Source organism: Amycolatopsis sp. NPDC051758 (assembly GCF_044453095.1).
Classification (GTDB): domain Bacteria; phylum Actinomycetota; class Actinomycetes; order Mycobacteriales; family Pseudonocardiaceae; genus Amycolatopsis.
Map to the genome: position 1 here is coordinate 49,504 of NZ_JBITCJ010000006.1, position 22,077 is coordinate 71,580.

23 protein-coding genes are annotated in these 22,077 nt (G+C 71.6%); 12 read left to right on the forward strand and 11 right to left on the reverse strand.

What is annotated here, in order from left to right; all coding sequences use genetic code 11:
• The first annotated feature begins 19 nt into the window (after nt 1-19).
• The 5 genes from ACIA5G_RS27505 (at nt 20) to ACIA5G_RS27525 (ending at nt 5,100) form a co-directional block, all read left to right on the forward strand.
• Entirely contained in the window at nt 20-772 is a 753-nt protein-coding gene (locus ACIA5G_RS27505) for an SDR family NAD(P)-dependent oxidoreductase (protein WP_395928145.1), read from the forward strand.
• 352 nt (nt 773-1,124) lie between these two features.
• Nucleotides 1,125-2,429, forward strand: a complete 1,305-nt coding sequence (locus ACIA5G_RS27510) for a diguanylate cyclase (protein ID WP_395929241.1) — start codon at nt 1,125-1,127, stop codon at nt 2,427-2,429.
• A gap of 70 nt (nt 2,430-2,499) precedes the next feature.
• Nucleotides 2,500-3,102, forward strand: coding sequence for a TetR/AcrR family transcriptional regulator (locus tag ACIA5G_RS27515; RefSeq protein ID WP_395928147.1), 603 nt, complete (start codon nt 2,500-2,502; stop codon nt 3,100-3,102).
• A complete protein-coding gene (locus ACIA5G_RS27520) occupies nt 3,099-3,761 on the forward strand; it encodes a VC0807 family protein (protein WP_395928149.1) in 663 nt (220 codons plus the stop codon). Before ACIA5G_RS27515 ends, ACIA5G_RS27520 begins: the two co-directional genes overlap by 4 nt.
• Nucleotides 3,754-5,100, forward strand: a complete 1,347-nt coding sequence (locus tag ACIA5G_RS27525; RefSeq protein WP_395928151.1) for an FAD-dependent oxidoreductase — start codon at nt 3,754-3,756, stop codon at nt 5,098-5,100. Before ACIA5G_RS27520 ends, ACIA5G_RS27525 begins: the two co-directional genes overlap by 8 nt.
• A gap of 32 nt (nt 5,101-5,132) precedes the next feature.
• On the opposite strand, the gene ACIA5G_RS27530 is transcribed toward ACIA5G_RS27525, so the two are convergent.
• From ACIA5G_RS27530 to ACIA5G_RS27540, 3 genes are read right to left on the reverse strand one after another with little or no spacing between them, the layout of a single operon-like run.
• Nucleotides 5,133-7,448: a [protein-PII] uridylyltransferase gene (locus ACIA5G_RS27530; RefSeq protein WP_395928153.1), complete on the reverse strand. Its 2,316-nt coding sequence runs from the start codon at nt 7,446-7,448 to the stop codon at nt 5,133-5,135.
• A 9-nt stretch (nt 7,449-7,457) separates the two neighbouring features.
• Nucleotides 7,458-7,796 carry a P-II family nitrogen regulator gene (locus tag ACIA5G_RS27535; protein ID WP_395928155.1) on the reverse strand — a complete coding sequence of 113 codons (339 nt, stop codon included), beginning with the start codon at nt 7,794-7,796 and terminating at the stop codon, nt 7,458-7,460.
• Nucleotides 7,793-9,181 (reverse strand): ammonium transporter, encoded by a 1,389-nt coding sequence (locus ACIA5G_RS27540; protein WP_395928157.1) that lies wholly within the window; start codon nt 9,179-9,181, stop codon nt 7,793-7,795. The genes ACIA5G_RS27535 and ACIA5G_RS27540 overlap by 4 nt, the downstream gene beginning before the upstream one ends.
• Nucleotides 9,182-9,354: 173 nt before the next feature.
• Between ACIA5G_RS27540 and ACIA5G_RS27545 the strand changes: the two genes are divergently transcribed.
• Nucleotides 9,355-10,206: a putative RNA methyltransferase gene (locus tag ACIA5G_RS27545; protein ID WP_395928159.1), complete on the forward strand. Its 852-nt coding sequence runs from the start codon at nt 9,355-9,357 to the stop codon at nt 10,204-10,206.
• 34 nt (nt 10,207-10,240) lie between these two features.
• A complete protein-coding gene (locus ACIA5G_RS27550) occupies nt 10,241-11,032 on the forward strand; it encodes a (2Fe-2S)-binding protein (RefSeq protein WP_395928161.1) in 792 nt (263 codons plus the stop codon).
• A 5-nt stretch (nt 11,033-11,037) separates the two neighbouring features.
• On the opposite strand, the gene ACIA5G_RS27555 is transcribed toward ACIA5G_RS27550, so the two are convergent.
• Both ACIA5G_RS27555 and ACIA5G_RS27560 read right to left on the reverse strand, forming a co-directional pair.
• Nucleotides 11,038-11,895, reverse strand: a complete 858-nt coding sequence (locus ACIA5G_RS27555; protein WP_395928163.1) for a sigma-70 family RNA polymerase sigma factor — start codon at nt 11,893-11,895, stop codon at nt 11,038-11,040.
• An 87-nt stretch (nt 11,896-11,982) separates the two neighbouring features.
• On the reverse strand, nt 11,983-12,912 hold the full coding sequence (locus tag ACIA5G_RS27560) for a LysR family transcriptional regulator (RefSeq protein ID WP_395928165.1): 930 nt from the start codon (nt 12,910-12,912) through the stop codon (nt 11,983-11,985).
• Between the two features lie 70 nt (nt 12,913-12,982).
• Here ACIA5G_RS27560 and ACIA5G_RS27565 point away from each other — a divergent pair, with 70 nt between their 5' ends.
• Nucleotides 12,983-13,843: an SDR family NAD(P)-dependent oxidoreductase gene (locus ACIA5G_RS27565; protein ID WP_395928167.1), complete on the forward strand. Its 861-nt coding sequence runs from the start codon at nt 12,983-12,985 to the stop codon at nt 13,841-13,843.
• Here ACIA5G_RS27565 and ACIA5G_RS27570 read toward each other — a convergent pair.
• From ACIA5G_RS27570 to ACIA5G_RS27585, 4 genes are all read right to left on the reverse strand, one after another.
• On the reverse strand, nt 13,840-14,253 hold the full coding sequence (locus ACIA5G_RS27570; protein ID WP_395928169.1) for a PPOX class F420-dependent oxidoreductase: 414 nt from the start codon (nt 14,251-14,253) through the stop codon (nt 13,840-13,842). The genes ACIA5G_RS27565 and ACIA5G_RS27570 overlap by 4 nt on opposite strands.
• Nucleotides 14,254-14,320: 67 nt before the next feature.
• Nucleotides 14,321-14,758: a VOC family protein gene (locus ACIA5G_RS27575; protein ID WP_395928171.1), complete on the reverse strand. Its 438-nt coding sequence runs from the start codon at nt 14,756-14,758 to the stop codon at nt 14,321-14,323.
• Entirely contained in the window at nt 14,755-16,053 is a 1,299-nt protein-coding gene (locus ACIA5G_RS27580; RefSeq protein WP_395928173.1) for a serine hydrolase, read from the reverse strand. The genes ACIA5G_RS27575 and ACIA5G_RS27580 overlap by 4 nt, the downstream gene beginning before the upstream one ends.
• A 43-nt stretch (nt 16,054-16,096) precedes the next feature.
• Nucleotides 16,097-16,627, reverse strand: coding sequence for a DUF3887 domain-containing protein (locus ACIA5G_RS27585; RefSeq protein ID WP_395928175.1), 531 nt, complete (start codon nt 16,625-16,627; stop codon nt 16,097-16,099).
• Nucleotides 16,628-16,905: 278 nt separating this feature from the next.
• Between ACIA5G_RS27585 and ACIA5G_RS27590 the strand changes: the two genes are divergently transcribed.
• The 4 genes from ACIA5G_RS27590 to ACIA5G_RS27605 are packed head-to-tail and all read left to right on the forward strand — an operon-like array spanning nt 16,906 to nt 19,655.
• The gene (locus ACIA5G_RS27590; RefSeq protein ID WP_395928177.1) at nt 16,906-18,192 is read left to right on the forward strand and encodes an O-acetylhomoserine aminocarboxypropyltransferase/cysteine synthase family protein; all 1,287 of its coding nucleotides are present in this window, start codon (nt 16,906-16,908) and stop codon (nt 18,190-18,192) included.
• The gene (locus tag ACIA5G_RS27595) at nt 18,189-18,665 is read left to right on the forward strand and encodes a CoA-binding protein (RefSeq protein ID WP_395928179.1); all 477 of its coding nucleotides are present in this window, start codon (nt 18,189-18,191) and stop codon (nt 18,663-18,665) included. Before ACIA5G_RS27590 ends, ACIA5G_RS27595 begins: the two co-directional genes overlap by 4 nt.
• Before the next feature lie 35 nt (nt 18,666-18,700).
• Nucleotides 18,701-19,456, forward strand: a complete 756-nt coding sequence (locus tag ACIA5G_RS27600) for an MBL fold metallo-hydrolase (protein ID WP_395928181.1) — start codon at nt 18,701-18,703, stop codon at nt 19,454-19,456.
• Nucleotides 19,457-19,481: 25 nt separating this feature from the next.
• Nucleotides 19,482-19,655, forward strand: a complete 174-nt coding sequence (locus ACIA5G_RS27605) for a hypothetical protein (protein WP_020644432.1) — start codon at nt 19,482-19,484, stop codon at nt 19,653-19,655.
• A 48-nt stretch (nt 19,656-19,703) separates the two neighbouring features.
• Here ACIA5G_RS27605 and alc read toward each other — a convergent pair whose 3' ends face one another.
• Nucleotides 19,704-20,717 carry an allantoicase gene (alc, locus tag ACIA5G_RS27610; protein WP_395928183.1) on the reverse strand — a complete coding sequence of 338 codons (1,014 nt, stop codon included), beginning with the start codon at nt 20,715-20,717 and terminating at the stop codon, nt 19,704-19,706.
• A 1-nt stretch (nt 20,718) separates the two neighbouring features.
• Nucleotides 20,719-22,047: an allantoinase AllB gene (gene allB / locus ACIA5G_RS27615; protein WP_395928185.1), complete on the reverse strand. Its 1,329-nt coding sequence runs from the start codon at nt 22,045-22,047 to the stop codon at nt 20,719-20,721.
• Between the last annotated feature and the right edge of the window lie 30 nt (nt 22,048-22,077).

Here is a 22,077-nt window from a genome sequence, read left to right on the forward strand (position 1 = left end):
GACCAGAAAGAAGGCAGACATGGGGGCACGCTTCGCGGGCAAGATCGTCCTGGTGACCGGCGGCGGCTCGGGCATCGGGCTGACGACGGCGAAGGCGTTCGCCGCCGAGGGCGCGACGGTCGTCGTCGCGGGCCGGGACGAGCAGCGACTGGCGTCCGCGGTGAAGGAGATCGGGGGCGCGGCGAGCGCGGTGACGGTCGACGTGACCGACTCCGCAGACGTGGCTCGGATGGTCTCCACCGTCGTCGAGCGACACGGCGGGCTGGACGTCGCGGTCAACAACGCAGGCATCCTCGGGTCGCCGGCCCCGGTGGCGGACCTCGACGAGGAGGACTTCGGCGCGGTGATCGGCACGAACCTCACCGGCACCTGGTTGTGCCTCAAGCACGAGATCGCGCACATGCGGGCGCACGGCGGCGGCGCGATCGTCACCATCGCGTCGAACATCGGCGTGCACGGCCGGCTGCCGAACATGGCGGCCTACGCGGCGTCGAAGGCCGCGGTGAGCGCGCTGACCCGCACGGCGGCGCGCGACCACATCGCCGACGGCGTCCGCATCAACGCGGTCAGCCCGGGGGCGACCGACACGGACATGTCGCTGCGTCCCGGCGAGACGGACGCGGACCGCGCCGCGCGGCTGAAGAACGCGATTCCGCTGGGCCGGGTGGGGGCCACCGCCGAGGTGGCCGCCGCGGTGCTGTGGCTGGCTTCGGACGAAGCGGCCTTCACCGTGGGGCACGACCTCGTGGTCGACGGCGGCGCGACCGCCTGAGCGGCCCCACCCGGGCCGGCGGCTCCTCAGGATTCACGGTTGCGCATGGTGACGTTCCCCTCTCGTACTGGGATCGGTTCGGGTGCACGGCGTGGTCAGGACTCGCGGTTGCGCACGGCTGTTCTCCTTCCGGACCTGATGACGGGCGGGCGTGGGTTCAGGACTCGCGATTGCGCACGACAGGCTCCTTTCAGACGTGGTGACGGACTGCGACGGATCAGGATTCGCGGTTGCGCACGGCGGTCTCCCTTCGCTGCTCCGAACGTGTGGCAATCGTCGATCGCGGTCGCCCGATGTGGTGAAGTGGACGCGGATCGTCGGATCACCCAGGGGAGTTGCACCCGCCTTGAGTATGGACGGCGCCCGTCCGGCCGAACCCCGCGTGGGCCGGATCCGTGGGGCGCTGAACCCTGCTCACTGGACCCTCTGGCGGCAGCGCGGGTCGCTCCTCTTCTACTGCCTCTTCATCGAGTCCGTGGCCCTCGTGGCCACCGTCCGGACCGCCGTCGCGGTGCCGGTCCACACGTGGGACCTGGTCGTCTTCGGCGTCCTCGCCGGCCTCGGCGTGCTGCAGGCGGAGCTGGGCCGGCAGGTCGAGCGCGTCCGGCGGCTGGTGTCCGACACCCCGCACATCAACCTGACCTCGGTCTGGACGTTCGCCGGCGTGCTGCTCCTGCCGCCCGCACTCGTCACGGCCCTGATCGCCGTCCTCTACCTGCACCTGGCGACGCGCAGCCTCGCACGGATGAAGCGCGTCCCGCCCTTCCGGACCACGCTGAACGCGACGCTGGTCGTCGTCACGTGCTACTCGGCCGAGCTGGTGCTCGCCCGGCTCGGCGTCGGCGACATGTACACGGCGCTGACGTCGGGCTGGCGCGGCGTCACGGCCATCACGCTCGCCGCGGTCACGTACTTCCTGGTCTCGGCGATCACGATCGTCCCGGCGCTGACGATCACGACGCGTTCGGTGAAGGCGTTCTTCGGTGGCCTCGGCGACAACCTCCTCGAGGTCGCGACGCTCTGCCTGGGCCTGCTCACGGCGTTGACCCTGGCGACGCTGCCCGCGCTCGCCGTCGCGATCGTGCCGCCGCTGCTGGTGCTGCACCGGGCGGTGCTGATCAAGCAGCTGGAGATCGCCGCGACGACCGACGAGAAGACCGGCCTGTTCAACACGACCGGCTGGCACCTGCTGGCGTCGCGCGAGCTGGCCAGGGCGCAGCGCAGCACACGAAGCACGTTCGGCGTGCTGATGATCGACCTGGACCACTTCAAGCTGATCAACGACGCGCACGGCCACCTGGCGGGCGACACGGTGCTGCGCGCCGTGGCGTCGTCGATCAAGAGCGCGGTCCGCGACTACGACTCGGTCGGCCGCTTCGGCGGTGAGGAGTTCGTGGTCCTGCTCCCCGACATCGGCCCGGCAGCGGTCCTCGCGGTCGCCGAGCGCATCCGGTCGTCGATCGAGAGCCTCCAGGTCGAGTACGAGGACGGCAGCCAGGTCCGCGTCATCGGCGCCCTGTCGGCGTCCATCGGCGTGGCGACCTACCCCGACGGCGGCACGGCCGTCGAGCGGCTCCTTCAGGCGGCGGACAAGGCCCTGTACCGAGCCAAGGACGCGGGCCGCAACCAAGTGGTCGACGGCACCGCGACCGCCTGACCCGCTCCCCTCTTTCCCACCGCTGACCAGGCGACTTGTCATTTTTGCTTGAGCGAGCTAAATTTTGCTCATGCGAGCAAGAACGTTCACCGAGTCCGGCCGGCGGGCCCAGATCGTGCGGGCGGCGATCGAAGTGATCGCCGAGGCCGGTTACGCCAAGGCGTCGTTCAGCCGGATCGCGAAGCACGCCGGCCTGTCGAGCACCGGCATGATCAGCTACCACTTCAAGGGCAAGGACGACCTGCTCGCGGCGTGCGTCACGGAGATCGAAGAGATCACCGGGGCGTTCATGGGGCCTCGCATCGACGCCGCGGTCGGGCACGTCGCGCAACTGCGTGCCTTCGTCGAATCGAACGTCGAGCTCGTCGGCGAGCACCCGGCCGAAGTCCGCGCGCTGATCGACCTGGTGAAGAACGCCGGTTCGCAGAGCGCCGGCGTCAACGGGCGGCTCGCGCTGTTCGAAGAGCACTTTCGCACCGGACAGGCAGCGGGGGCGTTCGGGCCGCTCGACGCCCGGACCACGGCGCTCGCCCTCACCGCCGGCCTCGACGCCGTCGTCGCCACCGCGGCCGCCGCCGTGCCCGAACCCACCGAGCTCGCGCGCATCGGCCGTGAGCTCGCCGACCTGTACGTGCGGGCCACCGCACCCGAATCCGCTGGGGGATCCGAATGATGATCGAACAGAAGTCCGAGCCCGACGCCGGCCTGCGCCGGGTGGTCCGTGCCAACGTGCTGAACGTCGTGTTCGAAGTGCTCGTGCCGATGGCGCTCTTCTACGGCTTGCGCGCGGCGGGCGTCAGCCAGTGGTGGGCGCTGATGGCCGGTGTCCTGGTGGCCGCGCCGTACGTGCTGTGGACCGTCGTGCGCAACCGCAAGGTCGACCTCATCGCTCTGGTCACGATCAGCGTCCTGGTGCTGTCGGTGGTGCTCGGCCTGCTGTCGGACGACCCGCGCACCCTCGCCATCCGGGAAGGCTGGACAGCCGCGCTGGGCGGCCTGTTCGGCGCGTGGATGCTGGTCACGGTCTTCGTCGGCAAGCCGGCCCAGCTGACCCTCGGCCGCACGATCGCCGAGGTCAAGCGCGGCGCCGAGGGCGCGGACGCGTGGGCGGCCCGCTGGGACACCGATGCCCGGTTCCGCCGCGGTCTGCGGATCAACACCGCGGCCTGGGGCGGGGTGCTGGTGGTCAGCGCGATCACGCACATCGTGCTCGTCTACACGTTGCCGATCGACCTCATCTCGCTGGTCACGAACGTGCAGTGGTTCGCCATGCTGGCCGCGCTGATCGTCTGGCACCTCTGGTACCTCAAGAAGGAGAACCTCGATGCCTGACGTCCTGGTCGCGGGCGCGGGCCCGACCGGCCTGCTGGCCGCGTTCGAGCTGGAGCGGGCCGGGCTCGACGTGCTGGTCCTGGAACGCGACGCTCAGCCCACGACACAGTCGAAGGCGCTCGGCCTGCAGCCCCGGTCGGTCGAGGTGCTGGCCGAGCGTGGCCTGCTCGCCGCGATCGAGCCGCACGTCCAGGTGCGGCTGCCCGCGGGGCACTTCTCGGGGCTCCCGATCGGCTACACCGACCTGCCGACCCGCTTCCCGTACCAGCTCGGCGTCGAGCAGGCGCACGTCGCGGCGGCCATCGAGGCGCGGCTGCGCACCCCGGTGCTGCGCGACGCGGCCGTCACCGCCGTGGCGCAGGACGACGACGGCGTCACGGTCACCGCGGGCGGCCGCGACCACCGGGCCGGCTGGCTCGTGGCGGCCGACGGCGGGCACAGCACGGTGCGGACGCTGCTGGGCGCCGCGTTCCCGGGCACGTCCGCGCGGATCTCGCTGGTCGTCGCCGACGTCACGCTCGCCGCGAAGCCCACCGGGCTGGCCGACGGCTGGCAGCTGCCGTCCCAGGCGTCGGGTTACCTGCTGCCGCTTTCCGGCGGGCGCTATCGCACCGTCGTCTTCGGCGAAGAGCAGCAACGGCTCGGCCGCGACGAGCCGGTCACGGCGGACGAGGTGCAGCGGGCCCTGACCGCCGCGCACGGCCCCGGGATCGAGGTGGGCGAAGTGCTTTGGGCGTCACGCTTCGGCGATGCTGCGCGACAGCTGGAGCACTACCGCCACAGCCGCGTGCTGTTCGCCGGCGACGCCGCGCACATCCACCTCCCGGTCGGCGGCCAGGGGCTCAACCTGGGCCTGCAGGACGCCGTGAACCTCGGCTGGAAGCTGGCGGCGCAGGTCCGCGGGCACGCTCCCGACGGCCTGCTCGACAGCTACCACGACGAACGCCACCCGGTCGCCGCGCGAGTGCTGCTCAGCACGCGGGCGCAGGCGGTGCTCGGGGTGCCGGATCCCGACGCCGCGGCCGTCCGGGAGATCGTCACGGGACTGCTCGCGGTCCCGGAGGCCCGGCACGCGGTCGCACTGGAGATCTCGGGGATCGGGCTGACCTATCCGGGGGTGTCCGCTCGCGCCGACGTTCCGGCCGCAGCCGACGGCCGCGCCGTGCTGGCCGGTGCGGCGCTTCCGGACGGGTGGGCGGACCGGGTCGAGACGCGCGCCGGTGCCGAGCCGCAGCTCGTCCGGCCGGACGGCTACGTGGTGTGGTCCGGCGGGCCGGGCCTGGAAGACGCGCTGCACACGTGGCTCGGTCAGCCCACCACCGCGGCGCTGCTCGCCTGAGCCGGGCGACGACCCGGCTCAGGCGAGACCACTCACGAAGCCGCGGCCAGCACCGCCTGCTCGACTTCCCGGCGCCACCCCGGCTCGATGCGGCCGGTGCGGGGTGTCACCGCGAACGAGTCCACCACCGCGCCGCCCAGCGTCGCGACCTTCGCCCAGCGAACCTCCGCGTCACAGCGGCGCAGGGCGCCCGCCACCCGGAACAGCAGGCCGATCCGGTCGGCGGCGCGCAGTTCGAGGACCACCGTGTCGGGGCCGCTCGTCTCGTCGTCGAACCAGAGGACCTTCGGCGGGACGGTGGCCGCGTCGGGCGAGCCGTAGTCGCGTTCCTTCGCCGCCAGGCGCTGGGTGAGCGGGAGGGTGCCGGCAACCGCGCGGGCGAACTGCTCGCGCAACAGCGTCACGTCCGGCAGTGAGCCGAACTTCGGCGACGCCGTGAACACCCCGGCCCGGCCACCGTCGTGCCCGCGCAGGACCGCCGAGTGCACCTCCATCGAATTCAGCGCCAGCACACCCGCGGCGGGCGCCAGCAGCTCGGCGCGGGCCGGCACGGCCAGCAGCACCGTGACGACCTTGCCCTGCGAGCTGATCCGGATCTCGCCGTTGCCCGACGCCACTGCCTGCGCGACGAGCTCCCGCTGTTCGGAATCCATCGGCGACGGCGCGGTGAACCCCTTGCCGCGCAGCACTTCCTCGCAGCCGGTGACGAGCTCGGCGAGCAGCCGCGCCTTCCAGTCCGTCCAGACGCCGGGCCCGGTGGCCAGCGAGTCGGCCTGGGTGAGCGCGTGCAGCAGCTCGACCAGGACGAGGTCACTGTCCAGGGTCTTCACCACCCGCCCAACCGTGGCCGGCTCGCTGATGTCGCGCCGGGTCGCGGTGTGCGGCAGCAGGAGGTGGTGGCGGACCATCAACGACACCGTCGTGGCGTCGGCCGGGTCGAGGCCCAGCCGGGCCGCGACCTGGGCAGAGATCTTGGCGCCCAGCTCCGAGTGGTCGGCGTCGCGGCCCTTGCCGATGTCGTGCAGCAGCGCGCCGATCAGCAGCAGGTCCGGCCGCGAGACCGTGGTGGTCAGCTTGGCCGCCTCGACGCAGGTGCGCACGAGGTGCCGGTCGACCGTCCACTGGTGCACCGGTGAGCGCGGCGGCAGGTCGCGGACCGCACCCCACTCGGGGAACAGCCGTGACCAGAGCCCGGTCCGGTCGAGCGACTCGACCGCGTCGACCAGGCCCTCCCCCGCGCCCAGCAGCTCCACCAGCGCGTTCAGCGCGTCGGACGGCCACGGCGCCCGCAGCTCGGGAGCCGACTCGGCCAGCGCCTTGAGCGTGCCGAGCGCGATCGGCTTGCCGGTGCGCGCCGACGCGGCGGCGACCCGCAGCAGCAGCGCCGGGTCCTTCGCCGGGACGGCGTCGCGGGCCAGCGAGACCTCGTTCCCGTGCAGCACCACACCTTCGGCGAGCGGGGTGCGGGCCGGCCGCCGCCCGAACCGCGTCTTCGGTGGCTCCACAGTGGACCGCAGTGCGACGTCCAGCGCGTACGCGATCGTGCGTCCGGCGCCGGACAGCTTGCGGGCCAAGGTGAACCGGTCACCGAAGCCGAGTTCGGACGCCACGAGCTCGGCCTCCGGCGCGGACAGGACGTCCCGTTCGCGCCGGATCTCGCGCCGCAGCTCGGTCCGGACGTCGAGCAGGAGTTCCTTGGCCGTCAGCAGTTCCTCGCCCGGACGAGCGGTGAGCTGCGCGGCGGCCAGCGCTTCCAGGACGGCGAAGTCCCGCAATCCGCCCCGGCCGTGCTTGAGGTCGGGCTCGGCCGACTGCGCGATCTCCCCGCTGCGGGCCCAGCGCTGCCGGACCGAAGCGGTCATGTCGGGGATCTGCTTGCGCGCGGTGCGGCGCCACTGGTCGCGCGCCGCGGACACCAATCGGCCGGTCAGCTCGGCATCCCCGGCGATGTGCCGGGCGTCGAGCAGGCCCATCGCCGTCCGAAGGTCCTCCGAAGCGACCTTCAGCGCTTCACCGGGCGTCCGGACCGAGTGGTCGAGCCCGACTTTCGCGTCCCACAAGGGATACCAGAGCGCGTCCGCGATCTCGCCGACGCCGCTGTTGCCGTTGTGCACCAGCAGCAGGTCGAGATCGGAGAACGGCACCAGCTCCCGGCGGCCGAGCCCGCCCACGGCGACCAGCGCGACACCCGGTTCCGCGGTGTCGACGCCGGCCGCCGAGGCTCCCCTGCCCAGCCAGAACTCGTAGAGGTCGACCAGGGCCGCCCGCAGTGCGGACGCCCCCAGCCTCCCGTGCCTGCCCTCGAGCAAACGCTCGGTGGCCTTGACCAGTTCGCCCCCGTCGGCCATCCCGGACGCCTATAGAGCGTCCGTGCCGCGCTCGCCGGTCCGTACCCGGATGACCGTCTCGACCGGCGTCACCCACAACTTGCCGTCGCCGATCTTGCCGGTGTGCGCGGCCGTGGTGATGGCGTCGAGCACCTTCTCCACGTTGGTGTCGTCGGTGACGACCTCGATCTTCAGCTTGGCCACGAAGTCCACCGAGTACTCGGCACCGCGGTAGACCTCGGTGTGGCCCTTCTGGCGGCCGTACCCCTGGACCTCGCTGACCGTCATGCCCAGCACGCCCAGCTGCTCCAGCGACGAGCGGACGTCGTCGAGCGTGAACGGCTTCACAATCGCCGTGATGAGCTTCATGCCTTGCTCTCCTCGAGTTTCGCAGCCGGAGTGGACTTGACCGGGATGGTGGACGGCGAGCCGAGGCCGCCGCCGGACAACCCGGTGAAGTCGTACGCGCTCTCCGCGTGCTGGGCCTCGTCGATGCCGGTCGCCTCGTCTTCGGCGCTGACGCGGAAGCCGCCCAGCTTCTTGATGACGAAGCCGATGATGAAGGACAGCACGAACGAGTACACGAGCACCGCACCGGCGGCGATCGCCTGACGACCCAGCTGGGTGAACCCGCCGCCGTAGAACAGGCCGTCGGCGCCCAGCGAGTTGACGCTGGTGGTGCCGAAGAAGCCGATCAGCAGCGTGCCGACGATACCGCCGACCAGGTGGACGCCCACGACGTCGAGCGAGTCGTCGAAGCCGAACTTGAACTTGAGCGAGATGGCCAGCGCACAGAGGACACCGGCGATGAGGCCGATCGCGATGGCGCCGAGCGGGCTCACGAAACCACACGCCGGGGTGATGGCGACCAGGCCGGCGACCGCGCCGGAAGCCGCGCCGAGCGTGGTCGGCTTGCCGAACTTCAGCTGCTCGACGATCAGCCAGCCGAGGACGGCGGCCGCGGTGGCGACGGTGGTGTTCGTGAACGCGACGGCGGCGAGGTCGTTGGCGGCCAGCGCCGAACCGGCGTTGAAGCCGTACCAGCCGAACCACAGCAGGCTCGCGCCCAGCAGGACGAACGGCACGTTGTGCGGGCGGCCGGTGTCCTTCGGCCAGCCGCGGCGCTTGCCGAGCACGATCGCCAGCGCGAGACCCGCGGCGCCGGCGTTGATGTGGACCGCGGTGCCACCGGCGAAGTCGAGCGCCTTGAGGTTGTTGGCGATCCAGCCGCCGACGGAGTTCTCGCCGACGAAGCCGTTGAAGGAGAACACCCAGTGCGCGACCGGGAAGTAGACGATCGTCACCCAGACGACGACGAACAGCGTCCAGCCCCAGAACTTCGCGCGGTCGGCGATGGCGCCGGAGATCAGCGCCGGCGTGATGATCGCGAACATCAGCTGGAACATCACGAACGCAAGGATCGGCAGGCCGTCCGAGCCCGGCCAGGCGACCGCCGGGCTGGTGTCGGTGGCGGCGGTCGCGAACCCGGCGAGCTTGCCGAAGGTGTTCTCGAGACCGGCGAAGTGGAAGTTACCGAGCAACCCGCCGAAGGCGTCGTCGCCGAAGGACATCGTGAACCCGTACAGGGCCCACAGCACCCCCACGACGGCCAGCGCGATGAAGTTCATCATCAGCATGTTCAGGACGCTCTTCGCGCGGACCATGCCGCCGTAGAAGAAAGCCAGTCCCGGTGTCATGAGCATGACCAGCGCGGCGCTGGCCAATACCCATGCGGTGTCTCCTGCGTTCAGCACATCGTCCTCCCGTGCCCTGGGTTCATGCGAAGGCAGTTTTGGCGCGCGGTGTTTCACGGGACGGCTCGCAAGGTTTCACCCGCGTGAACTGTCCGCGCCCGGTTGTTACGGCCAGGTTTCCCGCGACCTGTGCTGGAGTGTCCGGTTGCGAAACGTCGTGGTCGAATATCCCCATGACCTCTGCCGACCGCGGGAATGACCCACTGCCACCCCGGGTCGTGGATGCGTTGCGATGTTCGGTGTGCGGTACCCCGATCGGGGCAGCCGGACGCACGCTGCGTTGCGAGAACGGCCACTCGTTCGATCTAGCGCGACAGGGTTACGTGAACTTGTTGCACGCGCGAATCCCGGCCGGCACGGCGGACACGGCCCCGATGGTCGCCGCGCGCGCGGACTTCCTGGCATCGGGCGCGTACCGGCCGCTCGCGGACGAGCTGGCGCGGGTCTGCGCGGACGCCGACGACCTGGTGATCGACGCAGGCGCCGGCACGGGCTATTACCTGGCCCACGTCCTGGACGAGGTGCCGTCCGCCCACGGCCTCGCGCTGGACGTCTCGGCGGTCGCCCTGCGCCGCGCGGCCCGCGCCCACGCCCGGCTCGGCGCGGCGGTGTGGAACCTGTGGGAGCCGTGGCCGGTGGGCGACGGGGTGGCGTCGGCGGTGCTGAACGTCTTCGCGCCGCGCAACGGGCCGGAGTTCCACCGCGTCCTGCGCCCCGGCGGCCTGCTGGTGGTCGCGGCGCCCGCGCCGGACCACCTCGGCGAGCTGGGTGACCTGGTGCTGGCGGTCGACGGCCGCAAGGAGGAGCGCCTGGACGGCACCCTCGGCGAGTACTTCGCCCGCACGGCCCGCACCCCGGTCCGGCACCAGGTGGAGCTGACGGCCGCCCAGGTCCGCCAGGCGGTCGAGATGGGCCCGGCAGCCCACCACCTGGACCGCGGCGGCCGGCGGGAGCGCCTGGACGCGCTGAGTGAGTCCCAGGTCGTGACGCTGTCGTTCACGGTCTCCACCTACCGGCGGCTGTGAGGCTGTCCTGCGGGGTTCTGGAAGGCTGGAGGTCGTGAAGCCCGACTGGACGGTCTCAGCGACCCGGCTCGCGGACCCCGAGTGGGTCCGGGCCCGCATCGGCGGCGCGGCAAAGCTGTACGGCTGCGCGCGGCCGGAGGTGCTGGGCACGATCTGGTGGTACTCGCTGTCGTCGGTGCTGGTGGCTCCGGCGGTGGAAAGCCTGGCCGCGGCGGTGTCGGCCGGGCTGGTGGAGCTGTCGGCCGCCTCCGAGAGTCTCTCCGCGGCGAGGCCGACGCAGGCCGATACCGCGGCGGCACCGGCCGACCTCGCCACGGCCGACCGTTCAGCGGCTGCGGCACCAGCCGGTCCCCCAGCAGCCACTCCTTCGGCCAGTCTGGTGCTGGCCGACCCCGCCCTGGACGCCATGGAACTCGACCTCGTCGCCGATGGCCGGTTCCTCGGCGCCCGGTCCACCCGCCGCCTCTCCGGCGGGCCGGCCGAGCTGGGCGCCGCCTTGGCCGGGACGCTCGGCGCCGCCATCACGACGATCGCCGCCGTCACCGGGGCTCGCGAGCGCGCGCTGGGTGCGATCGCCACCGACTCGATCGGCAACCGGCTGCTGTGGACGCCGGATCCGGAGCGGGCCCTGGCCCTGGCCGAACCGCTGGTGGCCGCGATCGGGCTCGACCTGCCGAAGCCTCGCTTCGTGCACGTCGGACGCACGCCTGCCGTGCGCCGCGCTTCGTGCTGCCTGATCTACGAAGTCGGCAATCCGAAGTGCGTGAGCTGCCCCCGCCAGACCCCGGCGGAGCGCGAAGCACGCCTCCGCGCCGCGCTGGGCTGACCGCGTCAGTCGAGGACGGACAGCTCCAACCCCAGCAGCCGCTCCGGGTCGGCGATGACCTCGATGCCGGTGATCCGGTCGCCGTCGACCTGGAACGACAGGACGACCGCCAGCCGTCCCTCGCGTACCAGGAGGAGGCCCGGCGTGCCGTCGACCAGGGCGAGTTCGCTGGCGCGGGCCCGTTCGGAAGCCAGCACCGCGCCCATGCGCACACTCTCGACACCACGCAGCACAACCGGCGCCGGGCTCGGGCCGACGAACCGGTCGGCGTGCAGCACCACGTCCGGATCGAGCAGCGCGAGCAGCGCTTCGAAATCGCCCCCGCGAGACGCAGCCAGGAACGCTTCCACGACCTTGCGCCGCCGGGGCAGATCCGCGTCGGCCGTGGCGCCGCCCTTGACCCGGCGGCGGGCCCGGCTCGCGAGCTGCCGGGTCGCCGCCGGGGTCTTGTCGATCATCGGCGCGATGTCGTCGAACGGCACGGCGAACATGTCGTGCAGCACAAACGCGACCCGCTCGGCCGGCCCCAGCGAGTCGAGCACCACCAGCAGCGCCAGCCCGACGGTGTCGGCCAGCTCCGCCTCCTGCTCGGGATCCCGGCGGTCCTCACCCGGTTCGGGCTGCCCGTCCAGAGGCTCCTCACGGTGGTTGCGGCGCGTGCGAAGCATCGACAGGCACACCCGGGCGACGACGGTCGTCAGCCAGGCGCCGACGTTCTCGATCTCCGTCATGTCGGTGCGGTCGAACCGCAGCCAAGCCTCCTGAAGGGCGTCGTCGGCTTCACTCGCCGAACCGAGCATCCGGTAGGCGACCGCTCGCAGCCGGGGCCGCTCCTGCTCGAACCGCTCGGTCAGCTCATCCACCGTGTCCTGTTCCTTCCACCGGGTTCGTAGGAGTAGACCCTGCTGCGAACGCCGATGTGACAGGAACCCGCAACTCCGCGGGTGATCTCAGTCATCCCGGCGGTTCGGCAGGGTGGCGGCCGCCCGGCGCAGAGCCTCGGCCAGCAGCGCCGCGGGCTCGGGCAGCGGTCCCGGCAGCCGCGCCAGCACCACGCGCCGCCGTTCTGCGGGCCCGCCGCGCACGGTCACCACCCGCACCCCCGGCGGAACGGCCTCGGCCAGCGACGCGGGCAACGTGGTCAGCCCGCACCCGGCGGCCACCAGGCTGAGCTTGGCCAGCCAGTCGCGTGCGGTGTGGGCGATCTCGGGCCGTTCGTCGAGCCCGGGCCACACGCCCATCAGGTTGTCCTCCCCCGCCGACGGTCCCGCGATCCAGCGCTGCCCCCGCAGATCGGCGACGTCGACCGCGTCCGCCCCGGCCAGCGGGTGCCCGGCGGGCACGGCGAGGCAGAGGCTGCGCTCGGCGAGCGTCCGCAGGCGCAACGCCGGTGTCTCGGCGTCCGGCGGCCGGAACGGCGGGATCGAGCCGAGCACGGCCAGGTCGACCGTGCCCGCGCGCAGCGCCCGGACGAGCACCGGCGTTGTGCCTTCCCGGCTGACGACGGTGACCGCCGGGTGCGTCCGCCGCAGCTCGGCGACGGCCCGCGGCACCAGCACCGTGCCCGCGCTGGGAAACCAGCCCAGCCGCACGGTCCCGGCGTCGGCGGGCAGCCCGGCCAGCTCGCGCCCGGCGGCGTCGATCTCGTCGAGCACCGCGATCGCCCGCCGCAGCACGACGGTCCCGGCCGCGGTCAGGCGCACGCCGTCCGGACGCCGCTCCAGCACGGGTGTCCGGGCCACGCGCTCGAGCGAGGCGATCTGACGCGACACCGCGGACTGCGTGTAGCCCAGCGCCACGGCGGCCGCGGTGAGCGTGCCGCGTTCGGCGACCTCGCGGAACACCCGCAAGGCCACGAGGGAGACGTCACCGAAGTCCATGACGAATACGCATACCAGCCCTGCCGATTTCTCGCTGGGCGCATGGCCCGGACGGACCTAGCGTGAAGGTATGACACGCACTGCTTTGGTGACCGGGGCCAACCAGGGCCTCGGCTTCGCCCTCGCCCAGGGCCTCGCCGCCCGCCTCGCTCCCGAGGACGTCGTCCTCCTCACCGGCCGCGACGCCGGACGCGTGGCGGCCGCCGCCACCCGGGTCGCCGACGACCCGGCGACCCGCAGCCGGGTCGAAGGCCACGTCCTCGACGTCTCCGACGCCGACGCCGTCGCCCGCTTCGGCGACCGTCTCGGCGCGGTGGACATCGTGCTCTCCAACGCCGTCGGGCCGCTCCAACCCGACCGGCCACAGGCCGAACAGGCCGACGTCTTCCTCGACGTCGCGAACGGCGGCACCCACGCCGTGCTCCGCTCGTTCGGCCCGATCCTCCGGCCGGGCGGCCGGCTGATCATCGTCGCCAGCTCGCTCGGCACCCTCGGCCACCTGCCCGAGGCCCTGCGGCCCCGGTTCGACGGCGTCTCGCTCGCCGACGTCGAGAAGGCCGTCGAGGACTGGCGTTCGGCGATCCACGCCGGCACCGCACAGGAGCAGGGCTGGCCGGAGTGGATCAACGTGCCGTCCAAGGTCGCGCAGGTCGCGGCCATGCGCGCGGTGGCGGCCGAGCGCCGGGACCGGGACCTCGCCGAGGGCACCCTGGTGGCCGCCGTCTGCCCGGGCATGGTCGACACCCGCGCATCACGTCCGTGGTTCACCGAATACAGCCACGCCCAGCCCCCGGACCAGGCCGCACGGGCGGTGCTCGACCTGGTGCTCGGCGACTTCGACCCGCAGACCTACGGTGAGCTCGTCCGCTTCGGCAGCGTGCGGCCGTGGCACGCCGGCAACCCGAGCCTCCACAAGGAACTGATCAACTAACCATGCACCGCCCTCCTCGGCTCGTACCAGGTCTCACCCGCGGGCTCGCCCGCCATGTTCCAGCTCCACGAGATCTCCGGAGTGATCCGCGAGTACAGCCCTGGTCCGACCAGGCCGATCCGTTCCACGGGGTCGTCCGCGACGCCGTACACCCGGATCGCCCGCGCGATGAACGGCTGTAGCGACACCAAGTCGTCGACGAGTACAGCGACCTTCCGGCGGCCGGCGACGACGTTGCGGAACTTGCGCGTCGCCTTCACCGCCGCGCCGACACCGCCGACCCAGAATTGCGAGCCGTCGTACTCGAACGCGAGCGGGACGAGGTCCGGTTGCTCACCCGCGCCGAGCGTGGCGACACGAGCAAGCGGCTGCGAACGCAGGTATTCGATCTCTTCGGCCGTGAACGACATGACCGCTCCTTCCTGAGCCGGATCGGATCCACCCACCACACGAACGCGCAGCGGCCGGATCGACAGCTCAGAGCACGCAGAACTCGTTTCCCTCCGGATCGGCCATCATGACGTGGTCCGGGCGGCCGTCGAGCTCGTACTCCTGCACGACCGTCGCACCCGCTGCGGTAAGCCGGGCGACCGCTTCGACAACACGCTCCCAGCGCGTGTCCCACGGAACCTCCCGGCCACCACCGGCCTGGACGTCGAGGTGGAGACGGTTCTTCGCGACCTTCCCCTCGGGCACCTTGAGGAAGCTGAGGTTCGGCAGAACACCCTCCGGGTCGCTGAGGTACGCGCCGTCGTCCCATTCCTGCTCGGGCACACCGTGGTGCTCGAACCAGGCTTCCCAACTGGCGAACCCGGCGGGCGGCGGCCGCTCGATGTAGCCGAGGGCCACCGCCCAGAACCTTGCCAGCGCGCGGGGACCCGCGCAGTCGATCGTCAGGCTCCACCGCACCGTCACGGACGAAGCGTAGCCGCGAGGAGCGCCACCGCGCCCTTCGCGACGGCGATTCCCCGCGCCGCGACGTGGTTTTCGTTCAACGGTGCGGCCGGGTCCGACACCATGACACTGGTGACGAACGAGCGGCCGTCCGCGGTGCGCGCCAGGTAGTTCAGGGTCAGCACGCCGGGTTCGCTGCCACCCTTGAACCAGACCTGCGGGAACTTCGCCCGGTCGAGTCCCAGCCCGCCGTCGCTCAGCGACAGCGCGTGCCCGATCTCCGGCTGGTTCTCCTTCTGCAGCCCGGAAAACGCACGGCAGATGTCGTCCGGTGAACCGAACCACTCGATGTCGTCGATCTTCTCGGGCGCCGGCCAGGCGGCGAGCCCGGTGAGCGGGAGCCGTTCCAGCCCGGCGACCGCCGCAGGACGCGCCCAGCGGGGCAACGCCAGGTAGGCGTCGGCGCGGGCCGGGTACTGCGCGGCCTTGAGCTCGAACATCGCCTTGGTGGTCAGGAACGGGATGTTCGCCGACGGCCGCTGGTTGCCGAACGCCAGGAGCTGCCGTTGCACGGCATCCCGGCCGAGCCGGTGGATCAGGTGGTCCGTGGCGGTGTTGTCACTGATCGAGATCATCTTGTCGGCGTATTCCGACAGCGGCAGCTTCGTCCCGGCGGGCTGGTTCTGCAGCACCCCGGACGGCAGGCTCTTCCAATCGTCGCGGATCGCCAGCTGCTCGGTCCAGGACGCCTTGTGCTCGGCGACCGCCTTGCCGAGCGCACCCAGCACGTAGAGCTTGAACGCCGAACCCAGTGGCCGCTGCACGTCGTCACGCACGCCGTGCACGTCACGGCAGCGCCCGTCCGGAAGGATCTCGGACGCGCCGAACGACACACGAGCGCCGAGCGCCGCGAGCTGGGTGTCGACCTCCGGCCACGACGACGGCACCGGGTCGTCCGGGGTGGAGCGGAGCCCGTCGATCAGCCCGGCCTGGTCCACGTGGAGGTCCAGCAGGTAGTCGTCGGTCGGGCCGTGGACCGCGGCCTCGACGTGATCCGGCGCCTCGGTGACGAGGCGTTTCACCTCGAGCCGGCCGAGCCCGGTGAGCGCGGCGTTGACGCCCGCCGGGCCCCCGGCCGCGGTCAGCAGGACCTCGGCGATGTGTGCCCGCACTTCGGTGTCGGACACCGGGACACGCCCGGTCGCGTCCACCACCCACTCGAGCTGTTGGCTCGCTGTGGGCACTTCGGCGGCCTCGGCGGCCGGAGCCACCAGCGGCGCCAGGACCGCAACCACACTCGCTATCGCTGTTCTCATTGCTCCCCCTGCAGTTTCATCGTTCCCCTTCGTCAGTTCCCGGCTACTCTTCGCCCGACCGGATCCACAACCCGGCCACCTGCCCGTCGCCGCGGTAGGTCACCAGCACGGTCCGCTCACCAGCCTCGAAGGCCAGCGGCATGTGGACGATGGTGTAGTCGCCCGTGGACCGCGCATACGGCTCCCCCATCCGCTCGTAACGACCTACCGACCCGGCCACCTGGGCCCAGGCGAGCCGCAGCTCGTCCTCCCCGACCGCTTCGCGCATGCGGTCGTCGAAGTCCCGGCGCACTTCGTGCCACCGGCAGCCGACGAGCTCTGCCACGAGCCCCTCGGCACGGTGGATGGCGTCGGGCAGCTTCAGCTCCACCATGGACACCCCCGTCGCCGGATCGACCGGCCGGCCGAACCGCTGGAAGGCGGCCTGCCGGCTGGTGCCCAGCAGGTCGCCGATCTCCTGCCACGTGTGCCCGGCCGTCCTCGCCGCGTCCACGGTCTCCCGCAGTTTCGCCTCGGCGGCGCGGACCTTCTGCAGTGCCTCGCCGACCTCGGCCAGCGGCCCGTGCTTGGGCATGCTGTCAAGAATGTATTGACGACCCGGAGTTGTCAAGTCCGCATTTACGCGATCGCGATCCCGGCGGGCGGCGCTCCGGCAAGTCGCATCACAATAGCGGCGAATTCGGCCGGATCCGCGCCGAGATGGCAGCGGCTTGCCACAGGCAGCACAGTTCATACGTTCGAGTGTAGCGCACGGAATGGTATTCCGTGCTACGGTCGACAGCACGAAATGGCCACGCCCACGAACCGGGAGGCATGGCCACCCGGAGGGGAGGACGGTTACGGTGAGAACCGATGAGTGAACGCACCTGGGGCTTCCGCACCCGCGCACTGCACGCGGGCGGCACACCCGATCCGGCGACGGGCGCGCGCGCCGTGCCGATCTATCAGACGACGAGCTTCGTCTTCGAAGACGCGGCCGACGCGGCGAACCTGTTCGCCCTGCAGAAGTACGGGAACATCTACAGCCGTATCGGAAATCCGACCGTGGCGGCGTTCGAGGAGCGGATCGCCAGCCTCGAAGGCGCCATCGGCGGGGTCGCCACCGCGAGCGGGCAGGCCGCGGAGTTCCTCACCTTCAGCGCGCTCACGGAGGCGGGCGACCACATCGTGTCCGCGAGCGGTCTCTACGGCGGCACGGTCACCCAGCTCACCGGCACCCTCAGGCGCTTCGGCGTGGAGACGACGTTCGTCAGCGGCGGCATCGACGACTACGCGGCGGCGATCACCGACCGGACCCGGCTGCTCTACACCGAGGTGATCGGCAACCCGGGTGGCGGCATCGCCGACCTCGCGGCGCTGGCGGACCTGGCGCACTCCCACGACATCCCGCTGGTGGTCGACGCGACGCTGGCGACGCCGTACCTGTGCCGCCCGATGGAGCACGGCGCCGACATCGTGCTGCACTCGGCGACGAAGTTCCTGGGCGGCCACGGGACGACGCTCGGCGGGATCGTCGTCGAGTCCGGGAAGTTCGACTGGGGCAACGGGAAGTTCCCCCGGATGACCGAGACCGTCGACAGCTACGGCGGCCTCAGGTACTGGGAGAACTTCGGCGAGTACGCGTTCTGCACCCGGCTGCGCGCCGAGCAGCTGCGGGACATCGGCGCCGTCCTCTCACCCCACTCGGCTTTCCTGCTGCTGCAAGGGGTCGAGACACTTCCGCAACGGATGGACGCTCACGTCGCCAACGCCCGGGCGGTCGCCGAGTACCTCGAAGCGGACCCGCGCGTGGCGTGGGTTTCGTATGCCGGACTTTCTTCACACCCGCACCACGACCTGGCGAAGAAGTACCTGCCGGCCGGGCCGGGCGCGGTGTTCTCGTTCGGCATCACCGGTGGGCGGGGCGCGGGCGAGAAGTTCGTCGAATCGGTGGAGCTGCTGTCACACCTGGCCAACGTCGGGGACGCGCGGACGCTCGTCATCCACCCGGCCTCGACGACACACGCGCAGCTGTCGGAGGAGCAGCTCGCCGCCGCGGGGGTCGGGCCCGACCTGATCCGGCTGTCGATCGGCCTGGAGGACGTCGACGACATCCTCTGGGATCTCGACCAGGCATTGGGGAAGGCGGTGGCCGGATGACGTATGCGGTCGGAGCGGTCGAGCGGCGCGCGATCCTGAACCGGACGAAGTCGGTGACGCTGGTGGGCGCGTCCGCCAACCCGGCGCGGCCGAGTTACTTCGTCGCCACCTACCTGCTCTCGTCGACGCGCTACGAGGTCAACTTCGTCAACCCGCGGCTGGACACGCTGTTCGGGAAGCCGGTGTACGCCTCCCTCAAGGACGTGCCGGGTGAGCCGGACCTGGTCAGCGTGTTCCGGAAGCACGACGATCTGCCCCAGGTGGCCGAAGAGGTGGTCGACGCCGGCGCGCGGACGCTGTGGCTGCAACTCGGGCTGTGGCACGAGCCGGCGGCCGACCGGGCGCGGGAGGCCGGGCTGGACGTCGTGATGAACCGGTGCGTGAAGATCGAACACGCGCGATTCGCGGGCGGGCTGCACCTGGCCGGGTTCAACACCGGCGTGATCAGTTCGAGGAGGCAGTCGGCACCCTAGGGAAGACAACGTCCGTTCCCGCTGTTGGCCCCGGCATGACCGAGAAACTGGGAATCACGCTGTCCGGTGGTCCGACCGCGCTCCTGGAACTGGGTGGCGTCCGGCTGCTCACCGACCCGACGTTCGATCCTCCTGGTGACCACTCGATCGGCGAGCGTGTGCTGGTCAAGACCGAGGACTCGGTGCTGACCGAGGACGCCGTCGGCGTGGTGGACGCCGTGCTGCTCTCCCACGACCAGCACCCCGACAACCTCGACGACCGGGGTCGCGCGTACCTGGCGACCGTGCCGCTGACGCTGATCACGCCCAGCGGGGCCGGGCGGCTGGGTGGGACCGCCCGCGGCCTGGCGCCGTGGGAGGAGACGCAGGTCGGGCCGCTCACGGTGACCGCGGTACCGGCGCTGCACGGGCCGGAGGGCGCCGAACAGCTGACCGGGGAGGTCACCGGGTTCGTGTTGAGCGGCGACGGGTTGCCCACGGTGTACGTGAGCGGGGACAACGCGTCGGTCGGGCTGGTGCGGGAGATCGCGTCGCGGTTCCGCGTCGACGTCGCGGTGCTCTTCGCCGGCGGTGCCCGGACGAAGCTCTTCGACGGGGCTCCCCTGACGCTGACCAGCGAGAACGCCGTCGAGGCGGCGAAGGAGCTCGGTTCGGCCAAGGTCGTGCCGCTGCACTTCCGGGGCTGGCAGCACTTCCACGAGGGTCCGGACGTGCTGCGGAAGGAGTTCGAGGCGGCCGGGTTGGCCGACCGGCTCGTGCTGCTCGAACCCGGGGAGCGCGCGGAGGTCTGACGCGGGCGCGTGAGAGGCTGGCGGCATGGCCAAACCGACCCCGCTGCAGTTCCGGAACATCCTCGTCGCCGTCCTGGCGGCGGCGGGCTTCGTCTGGAGCATCGTGGCCGGCCTGCCGTGGTGGGTGAGCGCGATCGTCGGCTGCGCGTGTGTCCTGTCGCTGGCCTCGGCCTACCTCAACCGTCCCGACGCGGGCTGACCCGAAGGCTGCTCGTGGGCCGCCGGTGAGACCGACGGCCCACGAACTTCAGCGCGTCTTGGCGAACCGGGCCTTCAGGTTGGTGCGGCCCGCTTCGGTGAGGCGGCCGAACAGGCGCAGCCTCGCCAGCCCGCCGTCCGGGTAGATGTCGAGGCGGGCCTCGGTGATCTCCGGGGCGTCCTTCAGGGCGAACCGGTGGCGGGTGTCCGGCTGCAGGCGGGTCTTCGGCAGCAGGTCGACCCACTCGCCGTAGGTGTCGCGGCCGCTGACGGACGCCCAGCCGGGCGCGTTGCCCTTGAGGTTGCTCGTGTCCAGCTCGGCGAACCGGGCGATCCCGGCGCCGGCCAGGCGGAGGGTCACCCAGTCGTTGCCGTCGTCGCGGCGGCGGGCCGTCTCCCAGCCTTCGGCCTGGTGCGCGGCCAGCCCGGGCGAGAGCATGTTGTTCGGCGATGAATAGAACTTGTTGCTGCACCCGGTGACCAGGGCGCCGTTCTCCAGGGCCGCCAGGTCGAGCGCGTCCAGGTCGAGCAGGTCCGGGTCCGGGACCGGGGCGCCGTGCACCCGCAGGCGGGCAACACCGCCGTCCGGGTGCTGGGTGAGGCGGACGTGGGTGTACCGACGGGAGCCGTTGACCGCGTAGAAGTTCTCCGTGTGGCCTGCCGCCGGGGCGCGGTCGACCAGGACGTCCCAGTCCGCCGACGCCAGCTCCGCCGCGCTCGGGTAACCCGGCACCGACGCCGCCTCGACGGAGACGAAAGGCGGGTAGTTGCCCTTGAAGAACGCCGTGTCGACGATGACGCCGGTGACCGTGCCCGCCAGCCCGAGGCGCAGGATCGCCTGGTCGTCGCCCGGTTCGCGGTGGCGGCGGGTCTCCCAGCCGTCGTAGACCTGGCCCTTCGGCCCGAACGTCTCGGCGCGGTGCGCCGGGATCCACGGGTTGACCAGGTTCTCCTTCTCGGCGAACAGTTCGTCGCTCGCCCACATCACCGTCCCGCCGAAGCGGCGCGAGGCGAGGTCGGGCAGTTCTGTCCATTCAGGACGGTCAGACAAAGCGGCCTCCATTTCAGCAGTTCCCCCGGGTCAGCAACGTGCCACGAGGCTCGTCGCCGATGATCTCGTTGCCCCGCAACCAGGTGGAGCGCACGACGCCGGCGAGCGGGCGCCGGTCGTAGGCGCTGACCGGGTTACGGTGCTTCAGTTTTGCGACGTCGACCACAAACGCCTCGTCGGGCGCGAACACGCAGAAGTCGGCGTCGTGGCCCACCGCCAGGTGGCCCTTGCGGCGCATCCCGGCCTGCGCGGCCGGGCGTTCGGCCATCCAGCGGACGACGTCGGTGAGCGCGAACCCGCGCTGCCGCGCCTGCGTCCAGATCGCCGGGAGCCCCAGCTGCAGGCTCGAGATCCCGCCCCAGGCCTCCCCGAAGTCGCCGCTGTCGAAGCGTTTCAGCTCCGGCGTGCACGGCGAATGGTCGCTGACGATGCAGTCGATCACGCCGTCGGCCAGCCCCCGCCAGAGCTCCTCGCGGTTGGCCGCCTCGCGGATCGGCGGGCAGCACTTGAACTGCGTTGCGCCGTCGCGGATCTCCTCGGCGATGAAGCTGAGGTAGTGCGGGCACGTCTCCGCCGTCAACGCCACACCCTCGCTGCGCGCCGAAGCGACCAGTGGCAGCGCCTCCGAAGAGGACAGGTGCAGGATGTGCGCCCGCGCCGAGTTCCGGCGGGCCGCCTCGATCACGTGCGAGATCGCGAGGTTCTCCGCCAGGCGCGGCCGGGACCGCAGGAAGTCGACATAACGACCGCCGTGCGGCTCGGGTGCCTCGTCGATCTCGTGCGCGTCCTCGGCGTGGACGATCATCAGCGCGTCGAGCGAACTCAGCTCCCGCAACGCTTCGTCGAGGCCGGCCGGGTCGAGCGGCGGGAACTCGTCGACGCCGGAATGCAGCAGGAAACACTTGAAGCCGAACACGCCGGCTTCGTGCAGACCGCGCAGGTCCGAGACGTTGCCGGGGATCGCGCCACCCCAGAACCCGACGTCGACGTGCACACGCCCGGTTGCCGCCTTGCGCTTGACCTCCAGCGCCGCGACGTCGACGGTCGGCGGCAGGCTGTTGAGCGGCATGTCCACGATCGTGGTCACCCCGCCCGCGGCGGCCGCGCGGGTCGCCGTCTCGAAGCCCTCCCACTCGGCGCGGCCGGGATCGTTGACGTGGACGTGGGTGTCGACCAGTCCGGGCAACAGCACAACGTCGTCACCGAGCTCGAGCACACGATCGCCGCTCAGCGAGGCACCGCCGGGTTCGACCGCGACGATCCGCCCGCCGTCGACACCGAGGGTCGCCGGGACCTCGCCCTCGGCCGTCACGGCCCGGGCTGCGCGCACCACAAGATCCATCCGAAAACCCTTCTCCGGGAGGATTGAACC